This window comes from Actinomyces wuliandei, assembly GCF_004010955.1.
Taxonomy (GTDB): Bacteria; Actinomycetota; Actinomycetes; order Actinomycetales; family Actinomycetaceae; genus Actinomyces; species Actinomyces wuliandei.
In genome coordinates, this window is the sequence record NZ_CP025227.1 from 1,299,741 (window position 1) to 1,325,236 (window position 25,496).

Here is a 25,496-nt window from a genome sequence, read left to right on the forward strand (position 1 = left end):
CGCAGGAGGGACGGAGCCATGGGGCGAGGACAGCATGGTTCCTGCCCCGGAACAGGTTCCTGCCTCGGAACAGGATGTCGCCGGTGGGCCGGAGCGCCTGGTCGTGAGGAGGGAGACGCAGTTTCCCGGGGACACTGGGTTCTCTGGGAACCCTGAGTTTTCTGGGGGTACCGACTTTTCTGAGGGCATCAGGGACGGGCGAGGTGCTGAAGATCCAGAGGTGACGCGAGCGGTCACGGCTCCGTGGGTGCGAGGTAGGCGGCGTCGTGCGGGCACGGGAACGGGCGCAGAGTCGGGCCTGTCGCAGGTTGTGGCCGGGAACATCCGCCTGGAGGCGGCCCGGGTGGGTGTCACTCAGGCGGAGCTGGCCCGCTTCCTGGGGATGTCCCGCTCGGCGGTCTCGCTGAGGTTCACCGAGCGGGTTGACTGGCGTGTCGGTGAGGTAGGGCGGGTTGCCTGGTACCTCAATCTTCCGGTGACGGACCTGTTCGTGAGGCCCAGGGGAGCCCACAGAGACTTTTCCTGGTGAGACGGCTAAAAGAGTGTCCCTGGTGAGAGGTGGCGCTTTTCCCAGTGGGGCGGTGCGCGGCGTGAGTCAAGGACTGCTGGCCGGACAGTGCCTCGCCAGTGTCTACCCGGTTGTCTACCCGGTCCTGCGGAGCCTGCCGAGGCATGCTTCTGGCGTGGGTGCGCGACTGCGACCGCGCGGTGGGCGAGGTTCTCGCCATACCGGCCTCGGGACGCTCGTTTTATGTGATATGTCACATTGTCCTGCGTGAGGCGGGGTATCTGTTGCAGTAGTTCCATCTCGGCGAGAGTTGCGCGAGGTGGACGGGTGCGACTCACACCAGGCTGGCAGGCGTCCACGAGGACGGGAGCCGTGCCATCCCACCTCAACCTGGGCAGGTGACATCGGCTCACGCTGTTCCGTCCCAGCGGGACTGTCTCCACCCAAGCGTTAACTGCGCTACCCAGGGTCGCGCCGCTTCTCCCTACCTGACATGGCGCAAACGGGTGTATGCCCCAGGCTGTCAGCGCTTGGCGCTTCTGACGCCTGCTCCGCAAACCTGCGCTCGTCAGCCGTGACCGAGCGGCTGGCTGGCTGTGTGGCCGAGACCGGAGGCGACTGTGCGGCGCGAGGATCACCCTGCTTGGACGCTGCGGCCCTGGCCCGGTCATCCTCGTGGAGGCATTGATGTCAGCGGCCGCTGCGGTGATCGTCGCCGGACGCCGCCCCGATCTTGTCTCGGGGCTGGTGCTCATCGCTCCCTTTCTCCAGGGACCTGCCGGTCTGCGTGGCCTCCTGGCTCGGCTGCTTCTGCGACTGGCCCTCCTGCGTCCCTGGGGGCCAGCCTTCTGGAGGATCTACTCGACCTCCCCTGTGGCCGGGGCTGCCGGAGGCGCGGCAGCGAACAGTCCGCCTTGCCCGCCTTCTGGTTCGCCCCGGACGCTGGCAGGCCTTCCAGCGCACCACCAGGACCGACCACCGAGCTGTTGCCCCCTGGTTGCCGCAGGTCACCTGCCCCGCCCTCATTGTCATGGGCAACGAGGATCCTGACTGGAAGGACCCTTCCGTAGAGGTCGGCTGGGCGGCTGGTGCTGTTGGAGCCGCAGGGAACGACGTCGAGGTCCTCATGGTTCCCCAGGCGGGTCACGCGCCGATGCTGGAGCGCCCGCAGTTGGTGGCCCACGGCAGCGATAGGCTTCATCCGCTCACTGGCACCAGCGTGAGATCAGAGCCGACTCACCGCGCATTCTCGTTTCAAGCGCCGTGACTCAGCGTCGAAAAAATGCGGTTCCACTTCATCAGGATATATTATACCGAGTAGTCCGAGTCCAGTTGGAGCCCCATGCTTCTGAACTCGGTGTCGCCGGTGATGGTCGCCAGGGTCTGCAGCAGGAGGGCGACGCCACGGTGGTAGCTTTCAGGAGCCCAGTTATTGCTTGTGCAGTAGTCGGAGGCGCAGTAGTATGAGATGCCTCCGGGTACGCGCCACCGTGTGTAGGTGGATTTAAGCGTGTTCGCAGCCTGGGAAAACAAGCGGGACACGTCAAGGTCGTCTGTGGCCTGAGCATATTGCGCCAGACCTAGCATGGCGTAGATATGCCCATTTATAACGTATAGTGGGTCTGTGTCCCTAGAGTATTCCTCAAGCCATGTCAACCCTTCTGAATCTGTGATGGTGACACGGGGTCCGTTCTCGGACGCGAAGAACGAGTTACGGATCTGCTCGGCATTTGTGATCCAGTCCTGGTCTGGAGCGTGCCTGGCCGGTCGTGTGCACAGGGCTAGGGTCATGCCCTGTGCCATCCCTGAGTGCCAGGGTGCGTGTAGAGTGATGGCAGGGTCGCCGTGTGGCGCGTAGCCGAAGGGGTGTGGCAGCCAGCATTGGTCGCTGACGATGTGCGCACACCTTCTATTAGCCGTTGTGCGGTGGCGGCTGAGCGCCGCCAGTACTCGTCGTTACCGGTTATATCGTATGCGCTCAACGCCCGCAATGCGTGCCAGCACTACGGTGTGGGATGGTAGACGTCGCTGCCGACGTCTTCTACTGGCGTCGTCAGCGCGCCCTGGTCATTTACTTGTGGCCCGTCTGCGTTGTTTTCAGGGGTGCGTACCTGTCGATAATGTTCTGACTGAGTCCGAAAGGGTCGTAGACTCCGCCCAAGTCTATCGGATAAGTCTCTCCAAGGAGTCTATCGAGTAAATTTATTCGAGAACTTGTGATGCTGTGGTCGTCGTCGGGGGGTCTGCTGCCTGCGGCTCCGATGCTGAGCAACCCACAAGAACTGCCCCCAGGGTGGCGGTAGTGGCGAGCAAGTAGTTGCGGTGTGACGGATGCGAACTCATTGAGCTGGGCGTCATCTGTATCTATTTTAACGTTCTTGCTAGTGGTTGGCTGCTGGTATCGATGGCTTGACTGGGCGCAGACGTTGTCAGGTGGTGGGTACGCCCAGGCCCTCGACCACCTCGGCACCTGGCAGGGCGGCGAGCAGGGCGCCGGGGACCAGCAGCTTGGAGCCGCGCAGGCCCGAGCCGATGAGCACCGTGGGGCGTGACGCGACGACGGCGTCGATGAGCAACCTCCAGTGGCTGGGCAGGCCCACTGGCGTGATCCCGCCGTAGGCCATGCCGGACAGGTCGGTCGCCCGGTCCATGGGCAGGAAGGAGGCCTTGCGCACGTCCAGGCGCCTCTTGACCACGTGGTTGACGTCGGCGAGGTCAGTGGCGCGCACCACGCAGGCCGCAGCCCTCTCCTCCCCCTGCCGCTTGCCCGCCACCAGCACGCAGTTCCCGGTAGCGTGCGGGTCCAGCAGGTAGCGCGCGTTGAGCACGTCAGTGTCGGACAAGGCCGGGTCGATAGGGACCACCCGAGCCTGGCGAGCCAGGTCGGCGCGGGTCGTCCCGGCGTCCTCGTCTTCTCTGGGGTGGCTGCCCGTGCTGCTCCCGGCGCTTGTGGTTCCGGCGTCAGAGGCCGCCAGTTCGCGCAGCGCTGCCGCCACCGGGCCAGCCAGGAGGTCTGTGCGCTCCAGGGCGCTGAGCCACCCGGGGTCCGTGGCAAAGACCTCCTCGGGGTCACGCAGCTCGCTCATAAGGTCCTGCTCCTGTTCTGCCCATGTGTGGCCAGGTTCCAGCCTCCGGCTGGGTTGCCTGAGACAGCCCACACCCTAGTCTGCGGTTCCCGGTCGCTCCAGCCTCTTTCCTGCCCCCTCGTTTCCTGCCCCCTCGTTTCCTGTCCACATCGTCTGGGCCGCCGCCTGTCACCCGTCACTACCGCTGCTCGGACCCTCTCCTGGTGTGCCTCTTCTGGTACCTCTCAGAGGGGCCGGGAGGTGGTTCAGAAGGCCTGGCTCGTGCCGGGGCCGCCTACCTCCCGGAAGCGCCAGGATCTGGGCTGGAGCCGGAATAGGGGAGCAGTGCGGGACGTTCGGCCTAGCGCACGTCCAGCGCTCCTGCTGCCTGGGCACACGCGTACATCGCCAGTGCCCGCGCGTGCTGGCCTGGTGTCAGCGTGGTGACCCGGCTGCTTGGAGCGCCCCTGACGGCAGCAGCACAGAATAACCGCGATATATGCCGCGATGAGCACGACTCGAGGAGAAGACCTCATGACGCAGCAGAGCCAGCCTGCCTGTCCCCAGGACACCAGCGACACCGCCTCCGTGTCCCAGGACGTTGGCACTGAGGAGGTCGACCTCCTTGTGGTCGGCGGGGGCAAGGCAGGCAAGTCCCTGGCGATGGCCCGGGCTAAGGCGGGCGACGCCGTCGTCATGGTCGAGCGCGACAAGATCGGCGGGACCTGTGTCAACGTCGCCTGCATCCCCACCAAGACCCTCATCTCCTCCGCCCGGATCCTGCGCGACGTCCAGGGCGCGCCTGCCCACGGCGTGGTCCTGACGGGCGGCCCTGGCCTCCCGGACGCTGAGAGCTCCGCCGAGGTCAGCGCAGCCAGCGGTGGTGACGACGCAGACGGGGCAGACGAGGCCGCAGCCACCTGCCTGGCCCAGGCCCGTGTCGACCTGGCGGCCCTGCGGGCGCGCAAGGAGGCCGTGGTCGGTGGCATGGTCGCTGCCCACGAGACCATGTTCCCGGCCTCCGGCATGGACTTCTGCCTGGGAACGGCCCGGTTTGTCGCCGAACGCACCGTGGATATCTCCCTGGCCGAGGGCGGTACCCGCCGTGTACGCGGCAGGACGGTCCTTCTTAACACCGGGACCACGCCGTCGGTCCCCGACATCGCGGGGCTGGGCGACGTGCCGTACTGGACCAGTGAGGACCTGCTCACCCTGCCCGAGCTGCCCGAGCACCTGGTGGTCCTGGGTGGGGGCGTGATCGGCATGGAGATGGCCTCTCTCATGGGGATGCTGGGAGTGCCCGTGACGGTGGTGCACGCCGGTGAGCACGTCCTGGACCGCGAGGACGCCGACGTGGCCGCCGAGGTCACCGCAGGCCTGGAGGCCCTGGGCGTCACGGTCCTCACCGGCTCCCGTGCCGCCCGCGTGAGCCCCTCCCCGCAGGGGGTCGTGGTCACCACCGAGGACGGGCGCGAGGTGAGCGGCTCCCACCTGCTCGTGGCCCTGGGGCGTACCCCTGTCACGCAGGGCCTGGGCCTGGAGGCCGCTGGCGTGGAGGTGGACCAGCGCGGGTTCGTCGTCGTCGACGACCACCTGCGCACCAGCGCCGAGGGCGTCTACGCCGCCGGCGACGTGGCCGGGACCCCCCAGTTCACCCACGCCTCCTGGAACGACTTCCGCGTCCTGCGCGACCTGCTGTCCGGCAAGGAGGCCTCCACCGCCGGGCGCCTCATCCCCTGGGCGGTGTTCACCACGCCCGAGCTCGGGCACGTCGGCATGGGCGAGGAGGAGGCGCGCGCGGCCGGCCACACGGTGCGCGTGGCCAAGACCCCCACAGCAGCCGTGCCGCGGGCCAAGACCCTGGGGCGCACCGAGGGCTTCTACAAGGTGGTCGTGGACGCCGACACCGACCTCATCCTGGGGGCCGCCGTCATCGGGGCCGAGGCCAGCGAGGTGGTCACCAGCGTCCAGATGGCCATGCTGGGTGGCCTGACCTGGCAGCAGCTGCGTGACGCCGTCATCACCCACCCCACCATGAGCGAGGGTCTCAACATCGTCCTGGACGCCATGCCGCAGCCCTGATCCCCGGGTGCCTTGAGCCGTCCCGGCGGGGTGAGAGCAGGGACCGTCTCTGCGGCCTACCCGGACCTGGGCTGCTCCCGAGCGGCCCGCTCCCTGGCGGTCCCGGTGCGGACCGTCAGGCTGGTAGTAGGGTGGCAGGATGTCCCCGTGCTGCACATGATCTTCTTCGAGCCGCGGATCCCCGGCAACACCGGTGCGGCGATCAGGCTCAGCGCCAACACCGGTGCTGCCCTCCACCTGGTGGACCCGCTGTTCAGCATGGACGAGCCCAGGCTGCGTCGTGCCGGGCTGGACTACCACGACCTGGCCAGGACGCGGGTGTACCAGACCCTGGAGGAGTGCCTGGAGCACGTCCCCGGACGGGTCCTCGCCCTCACCGCGCACTGCGACCGCCTCTATACCCAGGTGGACTGGCGTGACGACGACGCCCTGCTGCTGGGGCCGGAGCCGACAGGACTGCCCGAGGAGGTCATGAGCCACCCCCGGGTCACCGACCGGATCCGCATCCCCATGGTGGCAGGCAGCCGCTCGCTCAACCTCGCCAACTCCGCGGCCGTCGTCGTCTACGAGGCCTGGCACCGCCTCGGCTTCTCCGGGGCCGCAGGCCTCCTGGGGGAGGCCTCCTGAGGCGTGCGGGGTAGCAGGCTGTGTGAGTGGCTGCCACCCCGCTCGACCGGAGACTGCTGAGAACGGATGGGGCCTGTTGCGAGAGTCGGGATGTGGTCGGTATGGCACAGGGCAGACAAGGCTTTCGGAGTGCCAGCTACTAAATTACACGGGATTTCGCCAAACGCTTCAGATGATGGGTACAGGCACCTTTGTCCGTTATGACCTGACTGATGCTCAGTGGGAGCCACTCCCTTCTCTCCCGTTGTTACCTGTGCCCTGCGTTCGGTAGTACCCGTTACGGTTCCTGGCTGATGGGGGCGGGGTAAGGATCGGGGCATGTGGGGAGACGTGTCTGTGGGGGTGGGTGGTGTTTGCTCGGCTATTGGGATCAAACACGGCTCTTTATGAGTGGTGAGGGGTGGGACCATGCCAGGAGTACGCTGCTGGGGGGTGTGCGCTTGTGTGGTGTGTCAGGCGGGGGCGGGTAGGTTCTTGGTGGGTTGGGGGGTGTAGGGGGAACCGTCTCGGGTCATGGCGTAGAGGGTGAGGACGCGTCGGTGGGCCAGGGCGGGTAGGGCCTGGTTGTGGTGTTTTCCCTGGTCTCGTTTGCGCTGGTAGCAGGCGCGGGATGCCGGGTCTGTTCTGAGGGAGGCGAGGGCGGGCAGGAGCATGGCTCGCTTGAGTCTCTTGCTGCCGGCGTGGGAGACGTGCTTACCGCGGATGGAGGACCCGGACCGCCGGGTGAGTGGGGTCAGGCCTGCGCAGGCAGGCCAGGCGGGCGCCGGTGTCAAAGGTGCGTCCGAGGGTCTCGGCCAGGAGCACGGCGGCGGTCCTGACCCCGACCCCGGGCACGGGTGGCCAGGGGAGCGGTGTGAGGAGGGTGGGCCTCCACCAGGGCCTCGACCTGGGAGGCGGCGTCGTCGCGCTGGGCGTGCAGGACGTGGTGAGCCGGACGGGGCCCGGGTGGGGCAGCACCACGCCAGCAGCGTCGGTGCCGGCGACCACCACGGTCTGCTTGTCCAGGGTGCTGACGATCTGGGCGGCCCAGGCGGCGTGGCGGCGGGCCCCGTGGGCCCTGAGCACGGCGGCGACCTGGTCGGTGCCAGCCTGGCGCAGGTCGGCGGGGGTGGGCCAGGTGGCAATGACCTCCAGGACAGGGTCGTGGTCGAGCCACGTGCCCAGCACAGTCTCGAGGGCGGGGTGGGTCTGGGTGCACACGGGCCCCGGACGCGGTTGGCGGTCTGGCTGGTCCTGGCGGGCCAGGTCCAGGTCGAACCCGGTGAGCATGCTCAGGGCGGCGGCGTCCTGGTCACTGGCGTCGATCGCGCGCAGCGTGTGGGGCATGGTGCGGGCGGCGTCGGCGATGACGGCCGCGTCCTTCGCGTCGGTCCTGGCACTGCCTGGTGTCAGGTCGGCGATACGCCGCATCGACAGGCCGGGCAGGTAGCCCACGGTGATACCCACGGCCTGGGCCACCGCCACTGCCAGTGCCCCGGTGGTGGCGGGCTGGCGCGCAGGAGGGAGCAGGGATCATCGTGGTCAGGTACACGCGCTGGTGGGGCCGCACAGGACCACCCTGCCACCTGGGTCTGGCGCCCTCCGCCGTGGGGCAGGGTCTCAAGCACTACCGCATGCCCAGGCTCGCCGACGCTGGCCAGGCCACCGGCCTGCCCGCAGGCAGGCCCACCGCGGTGCGCAGGGGGAGGACCGCCCCAGGCCAACTGATCCACGTCGCCGTCAACAAGCCTGGTCGTGTGACGGGCGCGGGCCGGCCCAGGACCGCGTCACTAGGGGGCGCCGCACCCGTACGTGGCTGGCGCTGGCTCCACCACACCGTGGACGGCTGCCCCAGGGTCGTCTTACTGGGAGACTCTTGATGGCGAGACCAGGCAGACCGCCGCAGGATCCTGGCAGCGCACCAGCGCCTTCCTCGCCTCCCCGGCGTGACCGCGCAGGAAGCTACGACCGGCAACAGGGCCTTCAACCAGGCCCTCCAGGCCGTCGGAGCAAGGCGCCGCCGCACCAGCCCCTACCGCCCCCACACAGGCAGCAAGATCGAGCGGTTGCGCAGGGTTTGCTAGCCTGAACGATCCCGTTTGAGCGCACCGTAGTTTTGGACAGGTCGAGTTGACAGAAAATGACGGACTTGAGGCGAGCCCTTCAAGCCCAACTGACCAAGCACCTAGGGCAGGGAAGAGTAAGCAGGGCCATATGATGCGCGGTAGTGCAGTGCCCACAAGTGACGCCACTACGAAGATGGTCGGTCCCATGTCAGTAGTTGCGGGCTTCGTTGTCGCGGCAAGTCAGGCTCCTGCGCTACGCTGCAACGTCGTGTGGCACGTCGCATGTCACAGCATGGCGGAGGGACGGATCGACAGGTCCTCGACCACCGCGTCCATGGAGGTGCTCACGGCCAGGCGCACTGCCGAGGCGACCGACTGCGGCGCCATATGGTCAGCGGCACGGTAGGCCGGGGCGCGGCCTCCCTCCGCGCGCGTACGCGCAGCACTGAGCGCCTGGAGGCGCTCCTGCATGGGAGTGTCCACCCGGCCCGGGTAGATGGAGGTGACCCGGACCTGACCGCGCTCCTCCTCACGCAGCGTGTCAGCCAGGGCCTTGAGACCGGCCTTGGAGGCACAGTAGAGGGAGTGGCCCGGCCAGGCGTGCAGGCTCGCACCCGAGCCGACGAACACCACCAGTCCCCGGGACTCCCGCAGGGCGGGCAGCACCAGGCTCGTCAGGTGCGCGGCTGCCACCAGGTTCAGGTCCAGCACCGAGCGCCAGCGGGCGGGGGTGAGCCTCTCGACCGCTCCCGGTGCCTCCACCCCGGCGCAGTGCACCAGCACGTCGAGGCTGTCGAGCTGGATCCGGTTGACCAGGTAGGCCAGGGCGGTGTCGTCAGCCAGGTCGACCGGGCACACCAGGACAGCGGCCCCGGACTCCTCCTCCAGCGCACCCGCGAGCTCCTCCAGGTCGGTGGCGGTGCGGGCGACCAGGACCAGGTTGTGGTCCCGCGCCAGGTCCCTGGCCACGGCCAGGCCGATGCCCGAGGTCGCCCCGGTCACCAGGGCCACGGGGCGCCGTTGGTGGCGGCCGGAGCTGGTCGTCGTGGAGAACCCGAAGGCCGGGGTGGCGGCCTCGCCCTGACGGCGGCGCCCCCCGGGTCGGCTCGGCTCGGTAGCACCGGGAGGTGGCGTCACTGAGCCTCCTTCAGGAAGGGTGCGGCACCCGGCTCCCCGGGCACGGAGTAGGTGGCGGTCAGTGTGGCCCGGGCCAGGCAGTGGGTGGCCAGCGCAAAGGCGGCGGCGGTGGGGGAGGCGCTGTCCTCAAGGCCGAGGGTGTCCACGTCCAGGGCGGAGACGGCGAAGACGTAGCGGTGGTCCCCGTCCCCGGCCGGGGGGTAGGGGCCGAACCAGGCGTGGTCCCCGCTGTCCCCGGCCAGGTGGAAGGCGGCCCCGTCCAGGTGGAGGTCGCTGGTGCCCGCCCCCTGCTCCAGCGAGGTCACCGAGACGTCCAGGTCCACCACGGTCCAGTGCCACCACCCGGCGGGGCTGGGCGCGTCAGGGTCGAAGCAGGACACGACGAAGGAGCGGGTCTGCTCAGGAAAGCCCGACCAGCTCAGCGCGGGGGAGATGTTGTCGTGGAGGCCCGTGAACCTGTCGGGGACGCGTTCGCCCTCGGCCACGTCCGGGGAGACCAGGGTGAAGGTGGGGACACGGGGCAGGAAGTCGTAGGGTGCGGGCGGCCGTGGGCGGGTGAGGTCGGATGCCACGATGTGCCTCCAGAGGGTGTGGTACGCGGGTGTCTGGTTTGCGGTCCGGTTCCTGAGATCCGGGTGAGGCCGGTTGGTGTCCGGGTGAGGGAACGACAGCCTGGTGGCTCCCACTGTAGAGCAGCCGGGGGAGCCGCGTCACCGTGGTGACCGTGGGTGACTGTGCGGGGCTGGCCGACTGGCTGAGCGTGACCAGGCTGAGCGTGTCGGTGCCCGGGGGTACCCTGAGCCTCTGTGTCGAACATTCGTTCGAGCCGTGTCTGGTCCGTCTTAGGGGGAGTACATGACTGGAGCTCGCGGTAGTGGTGAGACTCTTGGGGACAGGGACGCGCGGCTGGCTGCGGCGCGCCTGGCCCTCAGGCGGGCGGAGGACAGCACCGGGCTGCGCCACCATAACCACTACGACCACCACGGCGGTGCGCTCGGGTTCCGGCAGCCTGCTGGGGCTGGGCGGTCCCCGGGAGGCTCCAGCCTCTGGGACTACCTGGGCTCCTGCCCTGCCGGCGTCCTGCACCTGGAGGGCTCTGCCGCAGTCCTCCTGGCCGCTGCGGCGCGGCGTCAGGGCGTCTACGGCTGGTGCGGGGTGCTGGGAGGGGAGGGGCTGGGCTGGTGCGCCGCTGCCGAGCTGGGACTTGACCTGTCCCGGGTCCTCAGCGTCCCTGTCGCTGGCCTGGGGCACGACAGCCTCCTGGCTGCTGCAGGAGTCCTGGTTGACGGGGTCGACGTCCTCCTCGTCAGCGCCCGAGCGGCAGAGTGCCTGGGCGCTGGCAGCCGCAGGCGCCTGCTCGTGCGGGCACGGGATCGTGGCACCCTGGTCCTCAGTCCTCTCCCCTGGCAGGGGGGCCGGACCCTGGTCTGCGAGCGGTCCTGCCCTGATGACGGCGCTCCCGGGCCGACGGGCCTGGGCGTACCTGCTGACGTGCGCAGCGGTGTACGTGAGGGTGCGCATGAGGTGGACGGTGGTGCAGGTCGTGACCTGCGTGAGGAGACGCACGGCGAGGGCGTTGTCGTCCCTCTACGCCGTCAGGGGGTGCCTCAGGGAGCCCTGCCCGCCGCGTCCTCCACCCGGCAGGAGGCGGTGGAGATGCCAGTCGGTTACCTGCGAGGCCTCGTCTGGACCCTGGGCGACCCGGAGCGCGGCGTGGGCGGCACGGTGCTTACCCACGGTCCGCACGGGCTGAGCGTGGGCGGGCACGGCCCGGCAGCCAGCGCCCCTGCCTCTCCAGCGCCCCTGCGAGGTGCGGGATGAGCACCTCGGGAGCCGTGCCAGGAAGACGGCTCCTGGCCCTGTGGGTGCCTGACTGGCCCGTGGTGGCCCTGACCCTGGAGGGGCGCGGTCAGCGTCGTGCGAGCAGCCCGTCCCCTCGGGGCGCCCACCTCCAGGAGGGCCGCGCTGGTGTGGACCCGGCCCTGTCGCCCGTGGCTGTCGCTGGTGCCCGGGGTGTCCTGGCTGCCTCGGCACCGGCCCGTGCTGCCGGGGTCAGTGTCGGCATGAGGGTGCGCCTGGCCCGTGCCACATGTCCCGGGCTCATCGTCCTGCCGCCCCAGGCAGAGCGTGAGGCCCGCAGTTTCGAGCTCGTCATGGACGCGGCCAGCGCGCTCCTGGCGGACCCGATCGTCGCCCGCCCGGGCCTGGCACTGTGCCCCGCCCGCGGGTCGGCACGGTGGGCCGGGGGAGAGGAGCAGCTGGCCTCGGCCCTGGTCGAGGCCGTGGCGCAGGAGGCTGACGTCGAGTGCCAGGTCGGCGTCGCCGACTCCCTGGCCGGGGCGGTCCTCGCCTCCCGCCACGGGGTCCTGGTCAAGACCGGGGACACTCCTGACTTCCTCGCACCCTGGCCGCTGGAGTCGCTCCTGACCTGCCTGACCACCTCCCGTCTGAGGACCGAGGGCCGCGAGCTGGTGGAGGTCCTCGGGCGCCTGGGCCTGTACACCCTGGGTGACCTGGCGCGCCTGCCCCACGCCGACGTCGCGGCCCGGTTCGGGCCGATGGGGGCCAGGCTCCACCGGCTGGCCTGCGGCACCGAGCACGAGGTTCCGCGCACCACCCGGCCCGCCAGGGACGTGAGCGTGGAGGCCGTCCTGGACCCACCGGCAGAGCGTGCCGACGCCGCCGCCTTCGCGGCCCGGAGCCTGGCTGAGGAGCTGGCCTCCAGGCTCGTCTCCCTGCGCCTGGCCGCCAGCCGTCTCCTGGTGGAGGCGTCCTGCCAGGACGGTACCGGCCTGAGCCGCTGCTGGATGCTGGAGACCACCCCCACAGCCGCCGAGCTCACCGACCGTGTGCGCTGGCAGCTGGAGGGCTGGTTGTCAGGCCGCTGCGGGCGCCCGCCCGCCTCGGCCCTGGAGCGCCTGCGACTGGTCGCCCTCGGGCTCTTTCCCGCCGGGGCCGCCCAGACAGGCCTGTGGCGGGCCGCCGGTGACCAGTCAGCCAGGCGGGCACGCCGCGCGGCGAGCCGGCTGGAGTCCCTCCTGGGCGCAGGCAGCGTCCAGGTGCCTCGGCTCGTCCCCGGGTGGGACCCGCGCTCGCGTGCGCGCTGTGTCGCCTGGGGGGAGCAGGGGGAGCAGGCGCGTGGGCGTGCCGGCCCCGCCCGGGACCTTCCTCGGTCGCAGGAGGGGCGTGTGGGTGTCCCGTGGGCCGGGATGCTTCCAGAGCCCTCTCCCTCCGTGGTCCTGTCCCGGCCCTGCCCCGTACGACTTGCCAGCGCCTTGGGCGAGGACCTGGACGTTGACGTCCAGGGGCAGCTGCTTGGTACCCCTGACCACCTGGAGGTCTCCTGCCCGGAGGCGCTCTGCCTGCGGGACCAGCGAGCCTGCCTGGGGTGCGCCCCTGGGGAGGAGCCCGGGACGTGCCCGTCCCACCGGCTGCGTGTCCGCTCCTGGGCAGGGCCCTGGCCTGTCAGCGAGGCGTGGTGGAGGCCCGGAGGCGCCTCGCGGCGCGCCTACCTCCAGGTGGTCCCCGACCTGGGACCGCCCCTGTTGCTTGTGCGCGCAGGGCGGTGGTGGCTCGACGCCGTCTACTCCTGACCTGCTGCTCCTTGGTCGGCCCCTGCTGCCTCCGGTCTCCCGTCCCCCGGGCACTGGCAGCAGCAGGTACCGTAGGGGCGTCGCACTGAGGCGTCCCGGCCAGGAACGTCCCGGGCAGGAACGTCCCGGCCAGGGCGGTAGCCGTGGCTGACGTACCTGGAGGGTGCCAGCACACCGGCAGGTACACGGGCCGGTACGTCGGCCAGGAGGAGGAACCGCGTGGCCAAGCTCTACTTCCGCTACGGCGCCATGAACTCCGGCAAGACCACCAGCCTGCTCCAGACCGCCCACAACTACGAGGAGCGCGGGCAGACCGTCCTGGTCGTCAAGGCCGTCGTGGACACCAGGGGAAGGAGCGCCGTGGTCTCCCGCCTGGGCGTGTCCCGCGAGGTGGATCTTCTGGTGCGGGACGAGGACGACCTGCGTGCCCTGGTGTCACGCCGTGCCCTGGTCGACCACGAGGCCGGGACCCCGCTGGGCCACGTCCTGGACTGCGTCCTGGTGGACGAGGCCCAGTTCCTCACGCCCTCCCAGGTGGACCAGCTCATGGAGCTCGTCCTCCTCGACGACGTCCCCGTCCTGGCCTACGGCATCCGCTCCGACTTCCAGACCCGCAGCTTTCCTGGGTCACGCCGCCTGCTTGAGATCGCCCACTCCCTGGAGGAGCTCAAGACGATCTGCCGCTGCGGCCGCAAGGCGGTTTTCAACGCCCGCAGGACTGGGGGTGGTCCTGGTGGTGAGGGGGGACGGTTCGTCTTCGACGGGGACCAGGTCGTCATTGACTCCGGGGAGGCTGGCGACATCACCTACGAGTCCCTGTGCGGCAAGTGCTACCTCGCGGCCGGAGGCACCCTGTCGGGGTAGTGAGGACCTGCCGGGACCCGAGCCGCTGCTGGTGCCGTTAGTGCCACTAGTATGGACACATGTTCGATTGTCTGGGGCGCTGTGAGGGGCGTGCTCCCCGCGCCGCCGGTCTCACCGCTCCTGCGGCTTCCTACGTCGCTTTCTACGTCGCTTCCTACGTCACCGTCCCCTGTACGGCCCTTCCGGGACCCGGCTCGTGACCCACCGCTACGCAGAGCTGCACGCCCACTCCGCCTACTCCTTCCTTGAGGGCGCCAACGAGCCCGAGGACCTGGTCCAGGCAGCCATGGACCTGGGGCTGGAGGCGCTGGCCCTGACCGACCGTGACGGCGTCCCCGGCATCGTCAGGCACGCCCAGGCCGGTCGGTCCCTGGGACTGCCGACAGCCCACGGCGCCGAGCTCACCCTGGCGGACGGCTCCCACCTTCCCGTCCTGGCCCGTGGCCCCGAGGGGTACCGGCGCCTCGTGTCCGCCATATCCCGGCACAACCTGGGCGCCGGGCACCGCGTCGAGCCCGCCCACGACCTGTCCGTCCTGGCCCAGGCCCTGCGCGGCTGCAGTACCGGAGCCACCGGTGGTGCTGCTGGTGGCGGCAGCCCCGGTACTGGTACCTCGACCTCTGCCCCTGCCTGCCTGGTCCTCACCGGCACCGCCAACGGTCCCCTGCGACGGGCGCTGGGCCACCCTCACCGACCGCAGGACTGGGACCTGGCAGCAGCGGATGCCTGCCTGGGCCGCCTCGTCGAGCTCTTTGCCGACCCCGACCGCCCCCGGTACCAGGGTCGGGACGCGGGGGCAGCGGCAGCGGGCACGCCCCAGGCCAGCGCCTGTGCCGGCGTGGCCGTCGAGATCGCCCTGGACGGCGGCCCCTGCGACGCGGCCCTCACCGAGGTGCTGTCCGGACTGGCCCGTGCCCACCACCTGCCGCTCGTGGCGACGGGGGCGGTACGCTGCGCCCGCCCTGGCGACGCCCCCCTGGCTGACGTCCTGACGGCGACCCGTCTGGTGACCGACCTGGAGGGTGCTCGTGGGTACCTGCCCGCCACCGGGCGCTGGCTGCGTGGGGCGCAGGACATGGCCCGCCTGCACCGTCGCCTCCCGGCGGCGGTGGAGGTCGCGGCGCAGATCGGTGCCGAGATCGCCTTCGAGCTGTCCCTGATCGCCCCAGACCTGCCCTCTCCCGAGGTCCCCCACGGCCACACGCCCGCCACCTGGTTGCGTGAGCTCACCCGGCGCGGTGCGACCAGCCGCTACGGCACCCCCGAGGAGGATCCCCGGGCCTGGCAGGTCCTGGAGCACGAGCTCGGCGTCATTGAGCAGCGCGGCTTCCCTGGGTACTTCCTCATCGTGCGCTCGATCGTCGACTTCTGCGAGCGGCAGGGGATCCTGTGCCAGGGGCGGGGCTCGGCAGCGAACTCCGCAGTCTGCTACGCGCTGGGGATCACGGCTGTCGATGCCGTGCGTCACCGCATGCTCTTCGAGCGGTTCCTGTCCCCGGGGCGCAGCGGGTACCCGGACATTGACCTGGATATCGAGGCCTGTCGCCGCGAGGAGGTCATCCAGCATGTCTACACCCGCTACGGGCGCGACTACGCCGCCCAGGTCGCCAACGTCATCTCCTACCGGCCGCGCTCGGCGGTGCGTGACGCGGCCCGGGCGCTGGGCTACCCGCCCGGGGTGCAGGACGCCTGGGCTGCCCAGGCGGGATCCTGGCTGGCGAGGCGTGGGCGGGACGCTGCCGCGCACGGGGAGGTCCCCGGGCAGGCAGGCGGTGAGGCCGGACCGGGGAGGGGTGGCCCCGGTGCTGCCTCGCAGTGGTCGGCGGCGTCACGGGGGGAGCCTGGCCCGACGTCGGCAGAGTCGCTTGATGAGACGGTCCCTGCCCAGGTCCTGGAGGTGGCGGGGCGGCTGCTGCGCCTACCTCGGCACCTGGGCGTCCACCCCGGGGGGATGGTCTTGTGCGACCGTCCGGTCACGCAGGTCTGCCCGGTGCGCTGGGCGGCCAAGGAGAACCGCAGTGTCCTGCAGTGGGACAAGGACGACTGTGCCGCAGTCGGCCTGGTCAAGTTCGACCTCCTGGGGCTGGGCGAGCTGACGGCCCTGCGCCTGTCCTTCACCTCGCTGTCCCAGCGGGGTGAGACTGTTCCCGAGACCCCTGATGCTGACCAGGAGGCCGTGGCTGGTGCGGTACCCGCAGCCACTGCCGCTGCCGGGACCTCCGCCGACGGCGTCCCCTCAGCCAGCGGTGGCGTCAGCGCCGGGGGCAGGACACGTCCGGTGCAGGCCGGGCGCCCGTGGAGCCTGCACACCCTGCCAGAGGACGACCCAGCCGTCTACCGGCTGCTCAGCGCGGCAGACACCGTCGGGGTCTTCCAGGTGGAGTCACGTGCCCAGATGGCCACTCTGCCGCGTCTGCGCCCCTCGACCTTCTACGACATCGTCGTGGAGGTGGCCCTCATACGTCCCGGCCCCATCCAGGGCGACGCCGTCAGCCCCTACATCCGTCGCAGGCTCGGCCACGAGCCGGTCACCTACCTCCACGACCTGCTCAGGCCCGCCCTGGCCAGGACCCTGGGCGTCCCCCTCTTCCAGGAGCAGCTGATGCAGATTGCTGTTGACGCCGCCGGCTTCACTCCTGCCGAGGCGGACGCCCTGCGTCAGGCCATGGGCTCCAAGAGGTCGACAGAGCGGATGGAGGCCCTGCACGACCGCTTCGTCGCGGGCATGGAGGCCCACGGTATCGACACCCCTACGGCTGAGACCGTCTTCGACCAGCTGCGCGCCTTCGCCGACTTCGGGTTCCCCGAGTCCCACGCCTTCTCCTTCGCCTACCTGGTCTACGCCTCAGCCTGGCTCAAGGTCCGCAGGCCTGAGGACTTCTATGCCGGGGTCCTGGCAGCCCAGCCCATGGGGTTCTGGTCACCGCAGTCGCTCGTGGCTGACGCGCGCCGTCACGGGGTGCGGGTCCTGCCTGCCGACGTCAACGCCTCGGCCGTCCTGGCCACCGTGGAGCAGCGCCCTGCCCCGGGTGCTGCTGGCTCCTGCGGCGGGGATCCTGCTGGTGAGGATGGAGCCGATCCCTGGGGGCCTGTCAGCCCCTCGCCGCACGCCCTGACCTCCCTGGACGTCCATGGCGACCTTGCCGTGCGCCTGGGGCTGGCATCCCTCCGGGGTCTGGGAGGTGGCGTCGCGCAGGAGATCGTCTCCCAGCGCCTGGAGTCGGGTCCCTACCGGGACCTGGAGGACCTGGCTCAGCGTGTGCGCCTAGGACGCGGGCACCTGGAGACCCTGGCGGCCTGCGGTGCCTTGTCTGGTCTCGGTGCGCACCGTCGTGAGGCCCTGTGGGCGGCAGGCCCCCTGGCGTCGGGGCGCCTGCGTCGGGCTGGGAGGGAGGGGGGCAGGTGGTTCCAGCCGCCGCTGCCCGGTACCGCTGTCGCTGTCACGGCACCTGTGCTGCCGGTCATGGGGGAACGTGAGCGTCAGGTGGCAGACCTCAGGCTGAGCGGGGTGTCATCCCAGGGGTACCCGACCGTGCTCGTACGGCCCCGGCTGAGCCAGGCCGGTGTCCTGACCCTCGCGGAGGCCGCCCGCCAGGAGCCGGGGAGACGGGTGAGGGCGGCGGGGGTGGTGACGCACCGGCAGCACCCGCGTACCGCTACCGGTGTGGTCTTCCTCAGCCTGGAGGACGAGACCGGGCTGCTCAACGTCGTGTGCCCCGCAGGCACGTGGCGACGCTACCAGGATGTGGGACGACGGGCCGCCGCGCTGGTTGTCCGGGGCCTGGTGGAGCGGGCCGACGGCGCGGTGTCCCTGGTCGCCGAGCGCCTGGACGCCCTGCCCGGCGTCGTCTCCACGGGTAGCCGGGACTGGCGCTAGGTGTGCTGCTTGGCCAGGTTGGCTGGGTCACACGTCAGGCAACAGAAACGTCGTAAGGCAGCATGGTGTCGCATTGTCCTACGACGTTTCTGTTGCCTAGGCTGCTACTCCCGCCGGGTGGCCGTGTAGGAGGGCAGCGCCCCGAGCACCGGGGCGTCGCGTACATGCAGCTCGGAGTACACCGACCAGGCCACGCTGATGACCGGGACGGCGACGATGGCCCCCAGCAGTCCTGCTGAGTACGTCCCGACGGCTACCGCGATGATGACGACCACCGGGTGCAGCGAGACCTGTCGGCCCATGATGAGCGGCTGGAGGATGTGACCCTCGATCTGGCCGATGCCGGCCACGCCCAGACCCACCACCACCATGGTGAGGGGTCCCTGGGAGGCCAGGGCCACCACCATGGCGATCACCATGGCCACCGGGGCGCCGATCAGCGGGATGAAGGCACCGATAAAGACCAGCACCGCCAGCGGGGCGGCCAGGGGGATTCCCACCAGCTGCAGGAAGATCCCTGCCATGACCGCGTCGGTGAGGGCGACGATGACTGTGCCGCGAGCGTACCCGGCGAAGGTGTACCACCCCGCCCCGGCGGCCCGGTGCACGGGCTCGCGCAGGTGGGCGGGCAGCTCGTTGAGAAACCAGCGCCACATCTTCTCCCCGGAGGCCAGGAAGAAGATCGTGGAGAAGACAGCCAGGGCCATGACGGCGAAGAAGTCGACGAGGCCGCTGGCGTTGGACAGGACCTCGCTGGCCAGCGACGGGGCGTTGTTCTGCAGGTAGTCCTGGCCCTGGGAGACCCAGTCCTGGAACTGCTCCGTCAGCTGCTGCTGGGTCACGTGCAGGGGAAGTGGACCCGTCTCCACGAACTCGACGATGGTGTCCAGACCGTCGCTGAACTGGGCCGCCAGGGAGTCCCACTGGTCGGTGACCGAGGCGACGACGTAGGCCACCAGACCCACCAGGGAGGCCAGTGCCGTCAGCAGGGCCAGGAAGGTCGCCGGGTAGCGGGGCATCACCCGGCCGAAGAGGCCGACCAGGGGCTGGAGGATCGAGGTGAGGACCAGGGCGATGAAGAGCCCGACGAACACCGGGACGACCCTGGCGGTGACGAAGACCATCAGGGAGACGATGATGATGACGCCCAGCAGCAGCCAGGCCCCCAGGCCCCCACGCACCAGCCAACGGGGCAGGGAGGCCAGGGCGCTGGAGCGGGTGGTGACGGTCGCTGGAACGACTGGTGCCGTGCCGGTCGTGCCAGCGGTTGCGCTCCCGGCCGCCTGGTTGCCCCTCGTGGGTGACATGCCCCCTGGGACGTCCTCCCTTGAGCCCTCCTCCCCGGTGCTGGTGCCGCTGCTGCTGGCACTGTTGCCGGTACCGTTGTCAGCACCGTGCGGGGAGGCTGTGGGCTCGTCGCGCGCCGGGTCACCTCCTGTGGAGACCGGGCACGTGCCGGTGCCTGTGGTGGGGCCGACCGCCTCCGCCCGGCCGGGCGTGTCCTGTGGGGCGGGGGCCTCCTGCTGGTAGCGCAGGTGGGCGGCCCGGTCAGCCTGCCGCCGCTCCTCGACCCGGTCGATGGTGCGGTCCAGGGCCTCGCGGGCGTGGCGCAGGTGCGCGAGCATGCTGTTGTCACGGGTGGCGCCACCGGGGGAGGGCCTGGGGACGGTCCCCTCCTGCCCCGTCTCCCCCTCAGCGGACGGGACCCCGGCCCGCCCGGGCTCTTCCTTAGCGGCTGCGGGGCGTGCCGGCGAGGGCGGCTGCACAGAGTAGCCTGCGTCCTGGTCTGCGTCCACAGACTCGTCCTTTGGTCGTGGGGGCTGACGAAACGGGACCAGCCTACTAGCGTGGGGGCATGGCGTACCACGCAGGCAGCGGGCCCCGGCACGAGCCCTTGGGGGAGACCCGGGGCGCCCACCCCTCCCTCCCGCCCACGGCGGCTCTGGCCCCTGGGCGGGGAGGCCAGCCGCGGCTCCTGGTCGACGCCCCGGCTGGGTACGGGGAGATCTACCTCCACGGCGCCACCGTGACCTCCTGGAGACCCCGGGGTGGCAGGGAGGTCATCTTCACCTCCCGCCAGGCTGTCTTTGACGGACGGACCGCGATCCGCGGCGGCGTGCCCCTGTGCCTGCCGGTCTTCAGCGACGGGATCCACGGTGGCGCCAGCCCCAGGCACGGGTGGGCACGTACCAGCCTGTGGCGGCTGCTGTCGGTGTCAGCCACAAGGCAGGGTGGGGCGCGGGCGCTGCTCCTGCTCTCCCGGGACCACCTGACAGCCCTGTACGAGGTGGAGGTGGGCCACGAGCTGGGCCTGAGCCTGTCGCTGCGCAACGACGCAGCCTTCCCACGGACCGTGGAGGCGGCGCTGCACACCTACCTGGCGGTCCACGACGTGACCGGGACCCAGGTCAGCGGCCTGGACGGCGCCCTTTTCAGCGACAACCTCACCGGCACTGTCTCCGGCACTGTCCTCAGCGGTCTTCCCGAGGGTCCCTCCCCCGGGGCGGGAGGGCGCTACCGGGCGCAGCGCGGACCCGTCACGGTCAGCGGACCGGTCGACCGCATCTACCGCAGCGAGAGCGACCTGCGGGTGTCGGACCCGGGTCACCGCAGGGTCATCACGGTGCGCAAGCAGAACGCCGCCTCCACCATCGTGTGGAACCCGTGGTCCACTGGCAGCGCCGCCATGCCGGACATGGCCGATGACGAGTTCGCCTCCATGCTCTGCGTGGAGGCGGGCGCGGTCCGCCAGGACGCCCCCACCATCATGCCGGGGGAGAGCTGGTCGATGCGGGCTGTCGTGGGCACAGAGCCTGCTTGAGCCCTAAGAGCCCTAAGAAGGGTGTCCCAGAGCAGCGTGACGGGAAGCTGTGACGGGAAGCACTGTGGGCTGCTTTTGTCGGCTTCGCTGTGGTCGTGCTAAGTTTCTCTGCGTTGCCTGCTCCTCCTGAGGCAGCAGGAGCCGTCTCGTCCGAGTGGCGGAATAGGTAGACGCGCTAGCTTGAGGTGCTAGTGCCTTATTAAACGGGCGTGGGGGTTCAAGTCCCCCCTCGGACACCTAGGGGTGGAGGGGTCTTGGAAGCCGCATTTCTGGCTTCCAAGACCCCTTCCTTACTTCTCTCCGCCGCCCTCCGTGCACCGGACTTGTGGTGGGCGACGTAGGCGACCGCGTCGTCCTACCGACGTCCTGGGTGGCGCCGCTCGGGCTTGCGTCCAGGCTTCTTGCCCCCGGGCTCGCTGTGCCCCGTCTGCTGCGTGTCGGATCAGCCCCACTCGGGGCGATAGCGTTCGGGGCGGGAGGGCAGGCACCACAGCACGAGGAGCGCGATGCTCCCGCCGGGTACCAGGACAAGGAGGAAGAACAGTCCGGAGAACCCGCCGTCGTGGAGACGGCGCACTGCCGCTGCTATGCAGGGGACAATGGTGCCTAGACCGATGACCATGTACAGGAACCATCCCACGGCTATGACTGCCGCGTTCGGCGTCCCGTCGGAGGAGGCCGCCGCGCTGCCGGCTGTCAGGCCCAGCACCACCAGCGTGACGACAAGCTGGGCCGCGAGCAGGGCAGCGAGGGCCCACCAGAACTCTGAGCGTGAGGCGTAGCCGCGGAACTGGGCGTAGCGCCGGAAGAAGCGCCTGACCGCCTGGATGGGGTCGGCTCCCGCCAGCGGCGCGACCTCAGGAGGCAGGGCGGGGGAGAAGCCGGGCTGGCCGTACCCGCTGGCTCCGTAGCCAGCCCCGTAGCCGTAGCCGGTCCCGTAGGTACCGCCTGCTGCGTAGGTGCTCTGCTGGCCGGGGTAGGCCCCGGCCTGCTGGCCGTAGGGCTGCTGCGGCTGGGGCGCACCGCCAGGGCTGCTTCCGTAGGACATGGTGAGTGCTCCACTTCGTAGGGTGCAGGTTCGTCGACGCTGTGCCCGGCCCGGAGTCAGGCCAGGGCGGCGCCAGCAGACGACGGTACGCGGTAGCCGCGATGCCGCGTGAGCCGGGGACGTGCCTGTCTCATCACGAGAGAGATGACTGACGGTCTTGGCGGGACGCTAGTATGACGACCATGCAGCCCTGCGAGATCACGGTCCCTGCCGACGGCGACTGCCCCGAGCTCCTGCTGTCCGTGCCCACGCTGGCTGACATCGAGCGCATCGCCGAGTTGTGCGCCGACCCCGACATCCAGGAGTGGCTTACCGTGCCCCGCGACTACACGGTGGGGGACGCCCGCGACTTTGTCAATGACGTCGCCGCTCCTGGGTGGGAGACCGGCAAGGAGCTGACCTGGGGGATCCGTGAGCCTGACGGCCGGGGGGGCTGGTACCTGGTCGGGCTGGTCAGCCTGGCCGCACAGCCCGGCGACGTCCGGGTGCTCGGGTTCTCGCTGGCCGCTCAGGCGAGGGGCCGCGGCATCATGACCCGGGCGGCGCGTGCTGTCGTCGACCTCGCCTTTGACGCGGCCGGACCGGTACGTGCCGCCGCCTTGCGCTGGGTCTGCGAGGTCCACGACGGCGTGCCCAACTGGGCCTCCTGGCGCGTGGCCTGGAGGCTCGGCTTCACCCGGGAGGCTCATCTGCGGGCCGCGCTGCCCAACAAGGGGGAGCTGCACGACGCCTGGTACGCCACCCTCCTGCCTGGTGACCCCCGGGAGCCCCGCGCCCCCTGGGACGGCCCCCTCCCCAGAGGCGCCAGCAGTGTGGCGCCGGGGCGGGGGAGCGGCTCTGAGGGTGCCGGTCGTGCCGGGGGAGCCCGGACACCTCTGGTCCCCCACGACGGCGTGGGCAGGCGGGAGGGGGACGACCCCGAGGCCCTGGTGCGCCGCTTCCACCATGTCTACGGGCTCCCGGTGCGCACTGACGGCCCCTGCCTGGACCGCCCCAGCCTGCACATGCGCATGAGCCTCATCGCTGAGGAGCTCGCCGAGCTCACCGGCGCCGTCTACGGTGCCGCCGCTCGCGCCGAGGTCGAGGCCGCCTGCGCCCGAGCCGCCCAGGTCGACGACGGCACCCGCGACACTGTGGAGACGGCTGACGCCCTGGCGGACCTGGTCTACGTCATCTACGGCATGGCCCTGGAGACGGGGATCGACCTGGCTGCTGTCCTGGCTGAGGTCCAGCGATCCAACATGTCCAAGCTGGGCGAGGACGGCAGGCCCGTCTACCGTGAGGACGGCAAGGTGCTCAAGGGGCCGGCCTACTTCCCGCCCGACGTCGCGGGAGTCCTGGGCCTCCGAAAGAGGGGTGGGGAGGACGGGCCCCTACGGGCCTGACCTGCTGGGCGCCTCCTGGGCACAGGGCAGTGCGAGCGGGGTCACCCTTGCCTGTGTGTAGCAGCACAAGGGCTTCGCCCCGAAACTATACTACACGTGTAGTACAGTTTCGGGCGTGACCCATGAGACCCTCGCCCTCTCGTCGGCAGCGCGGACTGCTCCCGCCAGGCGGGACTGGTACGCCCTGGCCGTCCTCACCCTGGCGGTGACCCTGCTGTCCATCGACTCCACGGTCCTGTCCCTGGCTGTCCCTTCTATGAGTGCGGACCTGTCCCCGACGGCCAGCCAGCTGCTGTGGATCGGTGACATCTACTCCTTCGTCCTGGCTGGGCTGCTCGTCACCATGGGCAACCTGGCGGACCGTGTAGGAAGGCGCCGTCTCCTCCTCGTCGGGACCGTGGGCTTCGGAGCCTCCAGCGTCCTGGCGGCGTTCGCGCCCAGCGCTGGAGCACTCATCGCCGCCAGGGCGCTGCTGGGTCTCAGCGGGGCCACCATCATGCCCTCCACCCTGTCCCTGGTGCGGACAATATTCTCTGACCCTCGCGCCCGGGCTACCGCTATCGCGATATGGTCGGCGGGCGCCTCGGGCGGCATGGCTCTGGGACCCGTGGTCGGCGGGCTCCTCCTGGAGCGCTTCTGGTGGGGCAGCGTCTTCCTCATCAACGTGCCCGTCATGGTGCTGGTCGTGGTCGCCGGGCTGAGGCTGCTTCCAGAGTCGCGCAACGCGCAGGGGGACCCGGTCGACCTGCCTTCTGCGGCCCTGTCCGTCATGGCGGTCGTACCGGTGGTCTACGGCGTGAAGTCCCTGGCCCACGACGGTCCGACCCTCCTCGCGGCGCTGGCCCTGGTGGCGGGGCTGGGGGCTGGCTGGCTGTTCCTGCGGCGTCAGGCAACCCTGACCACTCCTCTCATCGACGTCAGCCTGTTCCGGCGGCCGGCCTTCACCTGGGCTGTCCTGGCCATCGTCATGACCAACTTCGCCCTGGTGGGGCTGCTGTACTTCTTCTCCCAGTACCTCCAGCTGGTACGAGGCCTGTCCTCCTTCTACGCCGGCCTGGCTCAGATGCCGGCCTTTCTCGCGGCTGTCGTTGTCGTGGTTGTCGTGGCCTGGGTGCTGCGCCGTCTCGGCTACGGCCACGCGCTGGGGGGTGGTCTTCTGGTCGCTTCCGTCGGCCTGCTCCTGGTCGCTGTGGCGGAGTCCTACGGCGGCGGCGTCGGGCTCGCCCTCATCTGCCTGGGTCTGCTGATCCTCGGCGGAGGGGTCGGCCTCGCCTTCACGGTGTCCACCGGGGCGGTGCTGGGGACGGTACCTGCCCAGCGCGCCGGGGCGGCCTCTGCTGTCTCGGAGACGGGGCTGGAGCTTGGCGCCGCCCTGGGGATTGCGGTGCTGGGGACGGTCCAGGACGTCGGCTACCGTCTCTACCTGGGGGCCGTGGCGCACAGTGTCCCCGCGGAGGTGGCCCAGGCGGCCCGCCAGTCCCTGCCGACGCTGTCAGGCGTCGCGGACACCTCCAGCTCTGACCAGGCTGCCCTGCTGGACCAGGCCCAGGTGGCCTTCACCCACGCCATGCAGACCACCGCCGTGATCGCGGCCGTCGTCCTGGTCCTGGCCGGGGTCATGGCCGCCCGCCGTGTCCCTGCCCGGGGCGCGGAGGACAGCGCTCCGCTCCCGTAACGGGGACGGAGCAGGACGGGGACATGACAGGATAGGGCCATGAAGCAGTCCAGACGTGACCTCATCATGGACCGCGCCCTGGAGATCACCCATGAGGAGGGCTTTGAGGCGCTGACCTTCGAGGCGCTGGCCGAGCGCGTGGGAGTCACCCGTGGAGGGATCGTCTACCACTTTCCTACCAAGCGAGACCTGGCTGCGGGGATCGCGCTGATGCTGCTGGAGAGCTGGCAGACCGCCGCACGTGACGCCCTGGGCAAGCCGCCGGAGCAGGCGAGCCAGGGTGAGCGGCTCCAGGCGCTGGCCCGTAGCATCCTTGAGGGCGAGACCCGGCGCGGGGAGCTGTCCTTCATGCTCTCCCCCGAGCCGGAGGCGGCTGAGCTGACTGAGGCCTGGGACAGGCTCTACGCGGAGTGGGTAGGGGACATGAGCACCCTCACGCCGCTCCAGCGCGTGGGGCTCCTGGCCATCGACGGCTGGTGCGCCAGCGACGCCGGGGCGCTGAGCGCCGACCTGCAGGACGAGGAGACGATGCGGCTCATCATCCGCATGGTGACGGGCGAGGGCCTGTAGGGTCGGGGCCGGGGGTGGAGCAGGCGTGTCCGGTGTGCACGGGCACCTCACCGGTGTGCCGGGCCGCACCCATCCCCGGCGTCCTCTTCACCGGGTGCCCAGGTCGTGGCAGGATGTGTCCATGACGACGGCGGGCGAGCCGTGGTGACGAGGGTGTGCCCGCCGACGGCTGTCAACGACCACCTGCCTGACCGGAAGG

At 70.4% G+C, this 25,496-nt stretch carries 18 protein-coding genes, 1 tRNA gene and 1 pseudogene; 13 read left to right on the forward strand and 7 right to left on the reverse strand.

Going from position 1 to position 25,496, the window contains the following annotated elements; all coding sequences use genetic code 11:
* Nucleotides 1–220 precede the first annotated feature (220 nt).
* A complete protein-coding gene (locus CWS50_RS05375; protein WP_127841956.1) occupies nucleotides 221–529 on the forward strand; it encodes a helix-turn-helix domain-containing protein in 309 nt (102 codons plus the stop codon).
* 766 nt (nucleotides 530–1,295) lie between these two features.
* Nucleotides 1,296–1,775 (forward strand): alpha/beta fold hydrolase, encoded by a 480-nt coding sequence (locus CWS50_RS13945; RefSeq protein ID WP_341472740.1) that lies wholly within the window; start codon nucleotides 1,296–1,298, stop codon nucleotides 1,773–1,775.
* Between the two features lie 41 nt (nucleotides 1,776–1,816).
* Here CWS50_RS13945 and CWS50_RS14060 read toward each other — a convergent pair whose 3' ends face one another.
* Both CWS50_RS14060 and CWS50_RS05385 read right to left on the reverse strand, forming a co-directional pair.
* Nucleotides 1,817–2,455, reverse strand: coding sequence for a D-glucuronyl C5-epimerase family protein (locus tag CWS50_RS14060; protein WP_423243491.1), 639 nt, complete (start codon nucleotides 2,453–2,455; stop codon nucleotides 1,817–1,819).
* Nucleotides 2,456–2,937: 482 nt separating this feature from the next.
* A complete protein-coding gene (locus CWS50_RS05385; protein WP_127841958.1) occupies nucleotides 2,938–3,594 on the reverse strand; it encodes a YbaK/EbsC family protein in 657 nt (218 codons plus the stop codon).
* A 513-nt stretch (nucleotides 3,595–4,107) separates the two neighbouring features.
* Between CWS50_RS05385 and CWS50_RS05390 the strand changes: the two genes are divergently transcribed.
* Both CWS50_RS05390 and CWS50_RS05395 read left to right on the forward strand, forming a co-directional pair.
* Nucleotides 4,108–5,655: a dihydrolipoyl dehydrogenase family protein gene (locus CWS50_RS05390; RefSeq protein WP_127841959.1), complete on the forward strand. Its 1,548-nt coding sequence runs from the start codon at nucleotides 4,108–4,110 to the stop codon at nucleotides 5,653–5,655.
* 147 nt (nucleotides 5,656–5,802) lie between these two features.
* Complete coding sequence (locus tag CWS50_RS05395) at nucleotides 5,803–6,282, forward strand: tRNA (cytidine(34)-2'-O)-methyltransferase (protein WP_127843274.1); 480 nt, start codon at nucleotides 5,803–5,805, stop codon at nucleotides 6,280–6,282.
* 452 nt (nucleotides 6,283–6,734) lie between these two features.
* Here CWS50_RS05395 and CWS50_RS05405 read toward each other — a convergent pair.
* From CWS50_RS05405 to CWS50_RS05415, 3 genes and pseudogenes are all read right to left on the reverse strand, one after another.
* A pseudogene (locus CWS50_RS05405) lies at nucleotides 6,735–7,773 on the reverse strand (IS110 family RNA-guided transposase); the annotation flags it as partial.
* A gap of 839 nt (nucleotides 7,774–8,612) precedes the next feature.
* On the reverse strand, nucleotides 8,613–9,464 hold the full coding sequence (locus tag CWS50_RS05410; RefSeq protein ID WP_127841962.1) for an SDR family oxidoreductase: 852 nt from the start codon (nucleotides 9,462–9,464) through the stop codon (nucleotides 8,613–8,615).
* A complete protein-coding gene (locus CWS50_RS05415; protein ID WP_127841963.1) occupies nucleotides 9,461–10,036 on the reverse strand; it encodes a YbhB/YbcL family Raf kinase inhibitor-like protein in 576 nt (191 codons plus the stop codon). Before CWS50_RS05415 ends, CWS50_RS05410 begins: the two co-directional genes overlap by 4 nt.
* Before the next feature lie 283 nt (nucleotides 10,037–10,319).
* On the opposite strand from CWS50_RS05415, the gene CWS50_RS05420 reads away from it, so the two are divergent.
* The 4 genes from CWS50_RS05420 (at nucleotide 10,320) to dnaE (ending at nucleotide 17,798) form a co-directional block, all read left to right on the forward strand.
* Nucleotides 10,320–11,285, forward strand: a complete 966-nt coding sequence (locus CWS50_RS05420; protein WP_127841964.1) for a hypothetical protein — start codon at nucleotides 10,320–10,322, stop codon at nucleotides 11,283–11,285.
* A complete protein-coding gene (locus CWS50_RS05425) occupies nucleotides 11,282–13,057 on the forward strand; it encodes a DNA polymerase Y family protein (RefSeq protein WP_127841965.1) in 1,776 nt (591 codons plus the stop codon). The genes CWS50_RS05420 and CWS50_RS05425 overlap by 4 nt, the downstream gene beginning before the upstream one ends.
* Before the next feature lie 219 nt (nucleotides 13,058–13,276).
* Nucleotides 13,277–13,921, forward strand: coding sequence for a thymidine kinase (locus tag CWS50_RS05430; RefSeq protein ID WP_127841966.1), 645 nt, complete (start codon nucleotides 13,277–13,279; stop codon nucleotides 13,919–13,921).
* A gap of 196 nt (nucleotides 13,922–14,117) precedes the next feature.
* Entirely contained in the window at nucleotides 14,118–17,798 is a 3,681-nt protein-coding gene (gene dnaE, locus CWS50_RS05435) for a DNA polymerase III subunit alpha (protein WP_127841967.1), read from the forward strand.
* A 104-nt stretch (nucleotides 17,799–17,902) separates the two neighbouring features.
* On the opposite strand, the gene CWS50_RS05440 is transcribed toward dnaE, so the two are convergent.
* Nucleotides 17,903–19,594, reverse strand: coding sequence for an AI-2E family transporter (locus CWS50_RS05440; RefSeq protein WP_243118474.1), 1,692 nt, complete (start codon nucleotides 19,592–19,594; stop codon nucleotides 17,903–17,905).
* Nucleotides 19,595–19,653: 59 nt separating this feature from the next.
* On the opposite strand from CWS50_RS05440, the gene CWS50_RS05445 reads away from it, so the two are divergent.
* Both CWS50_RS05445 and CWS50_RS05450 read left to right on the forward strand, forming a co-directional pair.
* Nucleotides 19,654–20,619, forward strand: a complete 966-nt coding sequence (locus CWS50_RS05445; protein ID WP_127841968.1) for a D-hexose-6-phosphate mutarotase — start codon at nucleotides 19,654–19,656, stop codon at nucleotides 20,617–20,619.
* 148 nt (nucleotides 20,620–20,767) lie between these two features.
* Nucleotides 20,768–20,855: transfer RNA gene (locus CWS50_RS05450), tRNA-Leu, on the forward strand.
* A gap of 206 nt (nucleotides 20,856–21,061) precedes the next feature.
* On the opposite strand, the gene CWS50_RS05455 is transcribed toward CWS50_RS05450, so the two are convergent.
* Nucleotides 21,062–21,667, reverse strand: coding sequence for a DUF805 domain-containing protein (locus CWS50_RS05455; RefSeq protein ID WP_127841969.1), 606 nt, complete (start codon nucleotides 21,665–21,667; stop codon nucleotides 21,062–21,064).
* 182 nt (nucleotides 21,668–21,849) lie between these two features.
* Here CWS50_RS05455 and CWS50_RS05460 point away from each other — a divergent pair, with 182 nt between their 5' ends.
* The 3 genes from CWS50_RS05460 to CWS50_RS05470 all read left to right on the forward strand — a co-directional run bounded on the left by CWS50_RS05460 (nucleotide 21,850) and on the right by CWS50_RS05470 (nucleotide 25,297).
* Complete coding sequence (locus CWS50_RS05460) at nucleotides 21,850–23,052, forward strand: bifunctional GNAT family N-acetyltransferase/nucleoside triphosphate pyrophosphohydrolase family protein (RefSeq protein WP_127843276.1); 1,203 nt, start codon at nucleotides 21,850–21,852, stop codon at nucleotides 23,050–23,052.
* Nucleotides 23,053–23,167: 115 nt separating this feature from the next.
* Nucleotides 23,168–24,727, forward strand: coding sequence for an MFS transporter (locus CWS50_RS05465; protein WP_127841970.1), 1,560 nt, complete (start codon nucleotides 23,168–23,170; stop codon nucleotides 24,725–24,727).
* Between the two features lie 39 nt (nucleotides 24,728–24,766).
* The gene (locus tag CWS50_RS05470; RefSeq protein ID WP_127841971.1) at nucleotides 24,767–25,297 is read left to right on the forward strand and encodes a TetR/AcrR family transcriptional regulator; all 531 of its coding nucleotides are present in this window, start codon (nucleotides 24,767–24,769) and stop codon (nucleotides 25,295–25,297) included.
* Nucleotides 25,298–25,496 lie beyond the last annotated feature (199 nt).

Coding starts and splice junctions, on each gene's coding strand:
- CWS50_RS05385 (WP_127841958.1), bottom strand. CDS start 3,594: ATGAGCGAGCTGCGTGACCCCGAGGAGGTCTTTGCCACGGACCCCGGG.
- CWS50_RS05390 (WP_127841959.1), top strand. CDS start 4,108: ATGACGCAGCAGAGCCAGCCTGCCTGTCCCCAGGACACCAGCGACACC.
- CWS50_RS05420 (WP_127841964.1), top strand. CDS start 10,320: ATGACTGGAGCTCGCGGTAGTGGTGAGACTCTTGGGGACAGGGACGCG.
- CWS50_RS05425 (WP_127841965.1), top strand. CDS start 11,282: ATGAGCACCTCGGGAGCCGTGCCAGGAAGACGGCTCCTGGCCCTGTGG.
- CWS50_RS05445 (WP_127841968.1), top strand. CDS start 19,654: ATGGCGTACCACGCAGGCAGCGGGCCCCGGCACGAGCCCTTGGGGGAG.
- CWS50_RS05455 (WP_127841969.1), bottom strand. CDS start 21,667: ATGTCCTACGGAAGCAGCCCTGGCGGTGCGCCCCAGCCGCAGCAGCCC.
- CWS50_RS05460 (WP_127843276.1), top strand. CDS start 21,850: ATGCAGCCCTGCGAGATCACGGTCCCTGCCGACGGCGACTGCCCCGAG.
- CWS50_RS05470 (WP_127841971.1), top strand. CDS start 24,767: ATGAAGCAGTCCAGACGTGACCTCATCATGGACCGCGCCCTGGAGATC.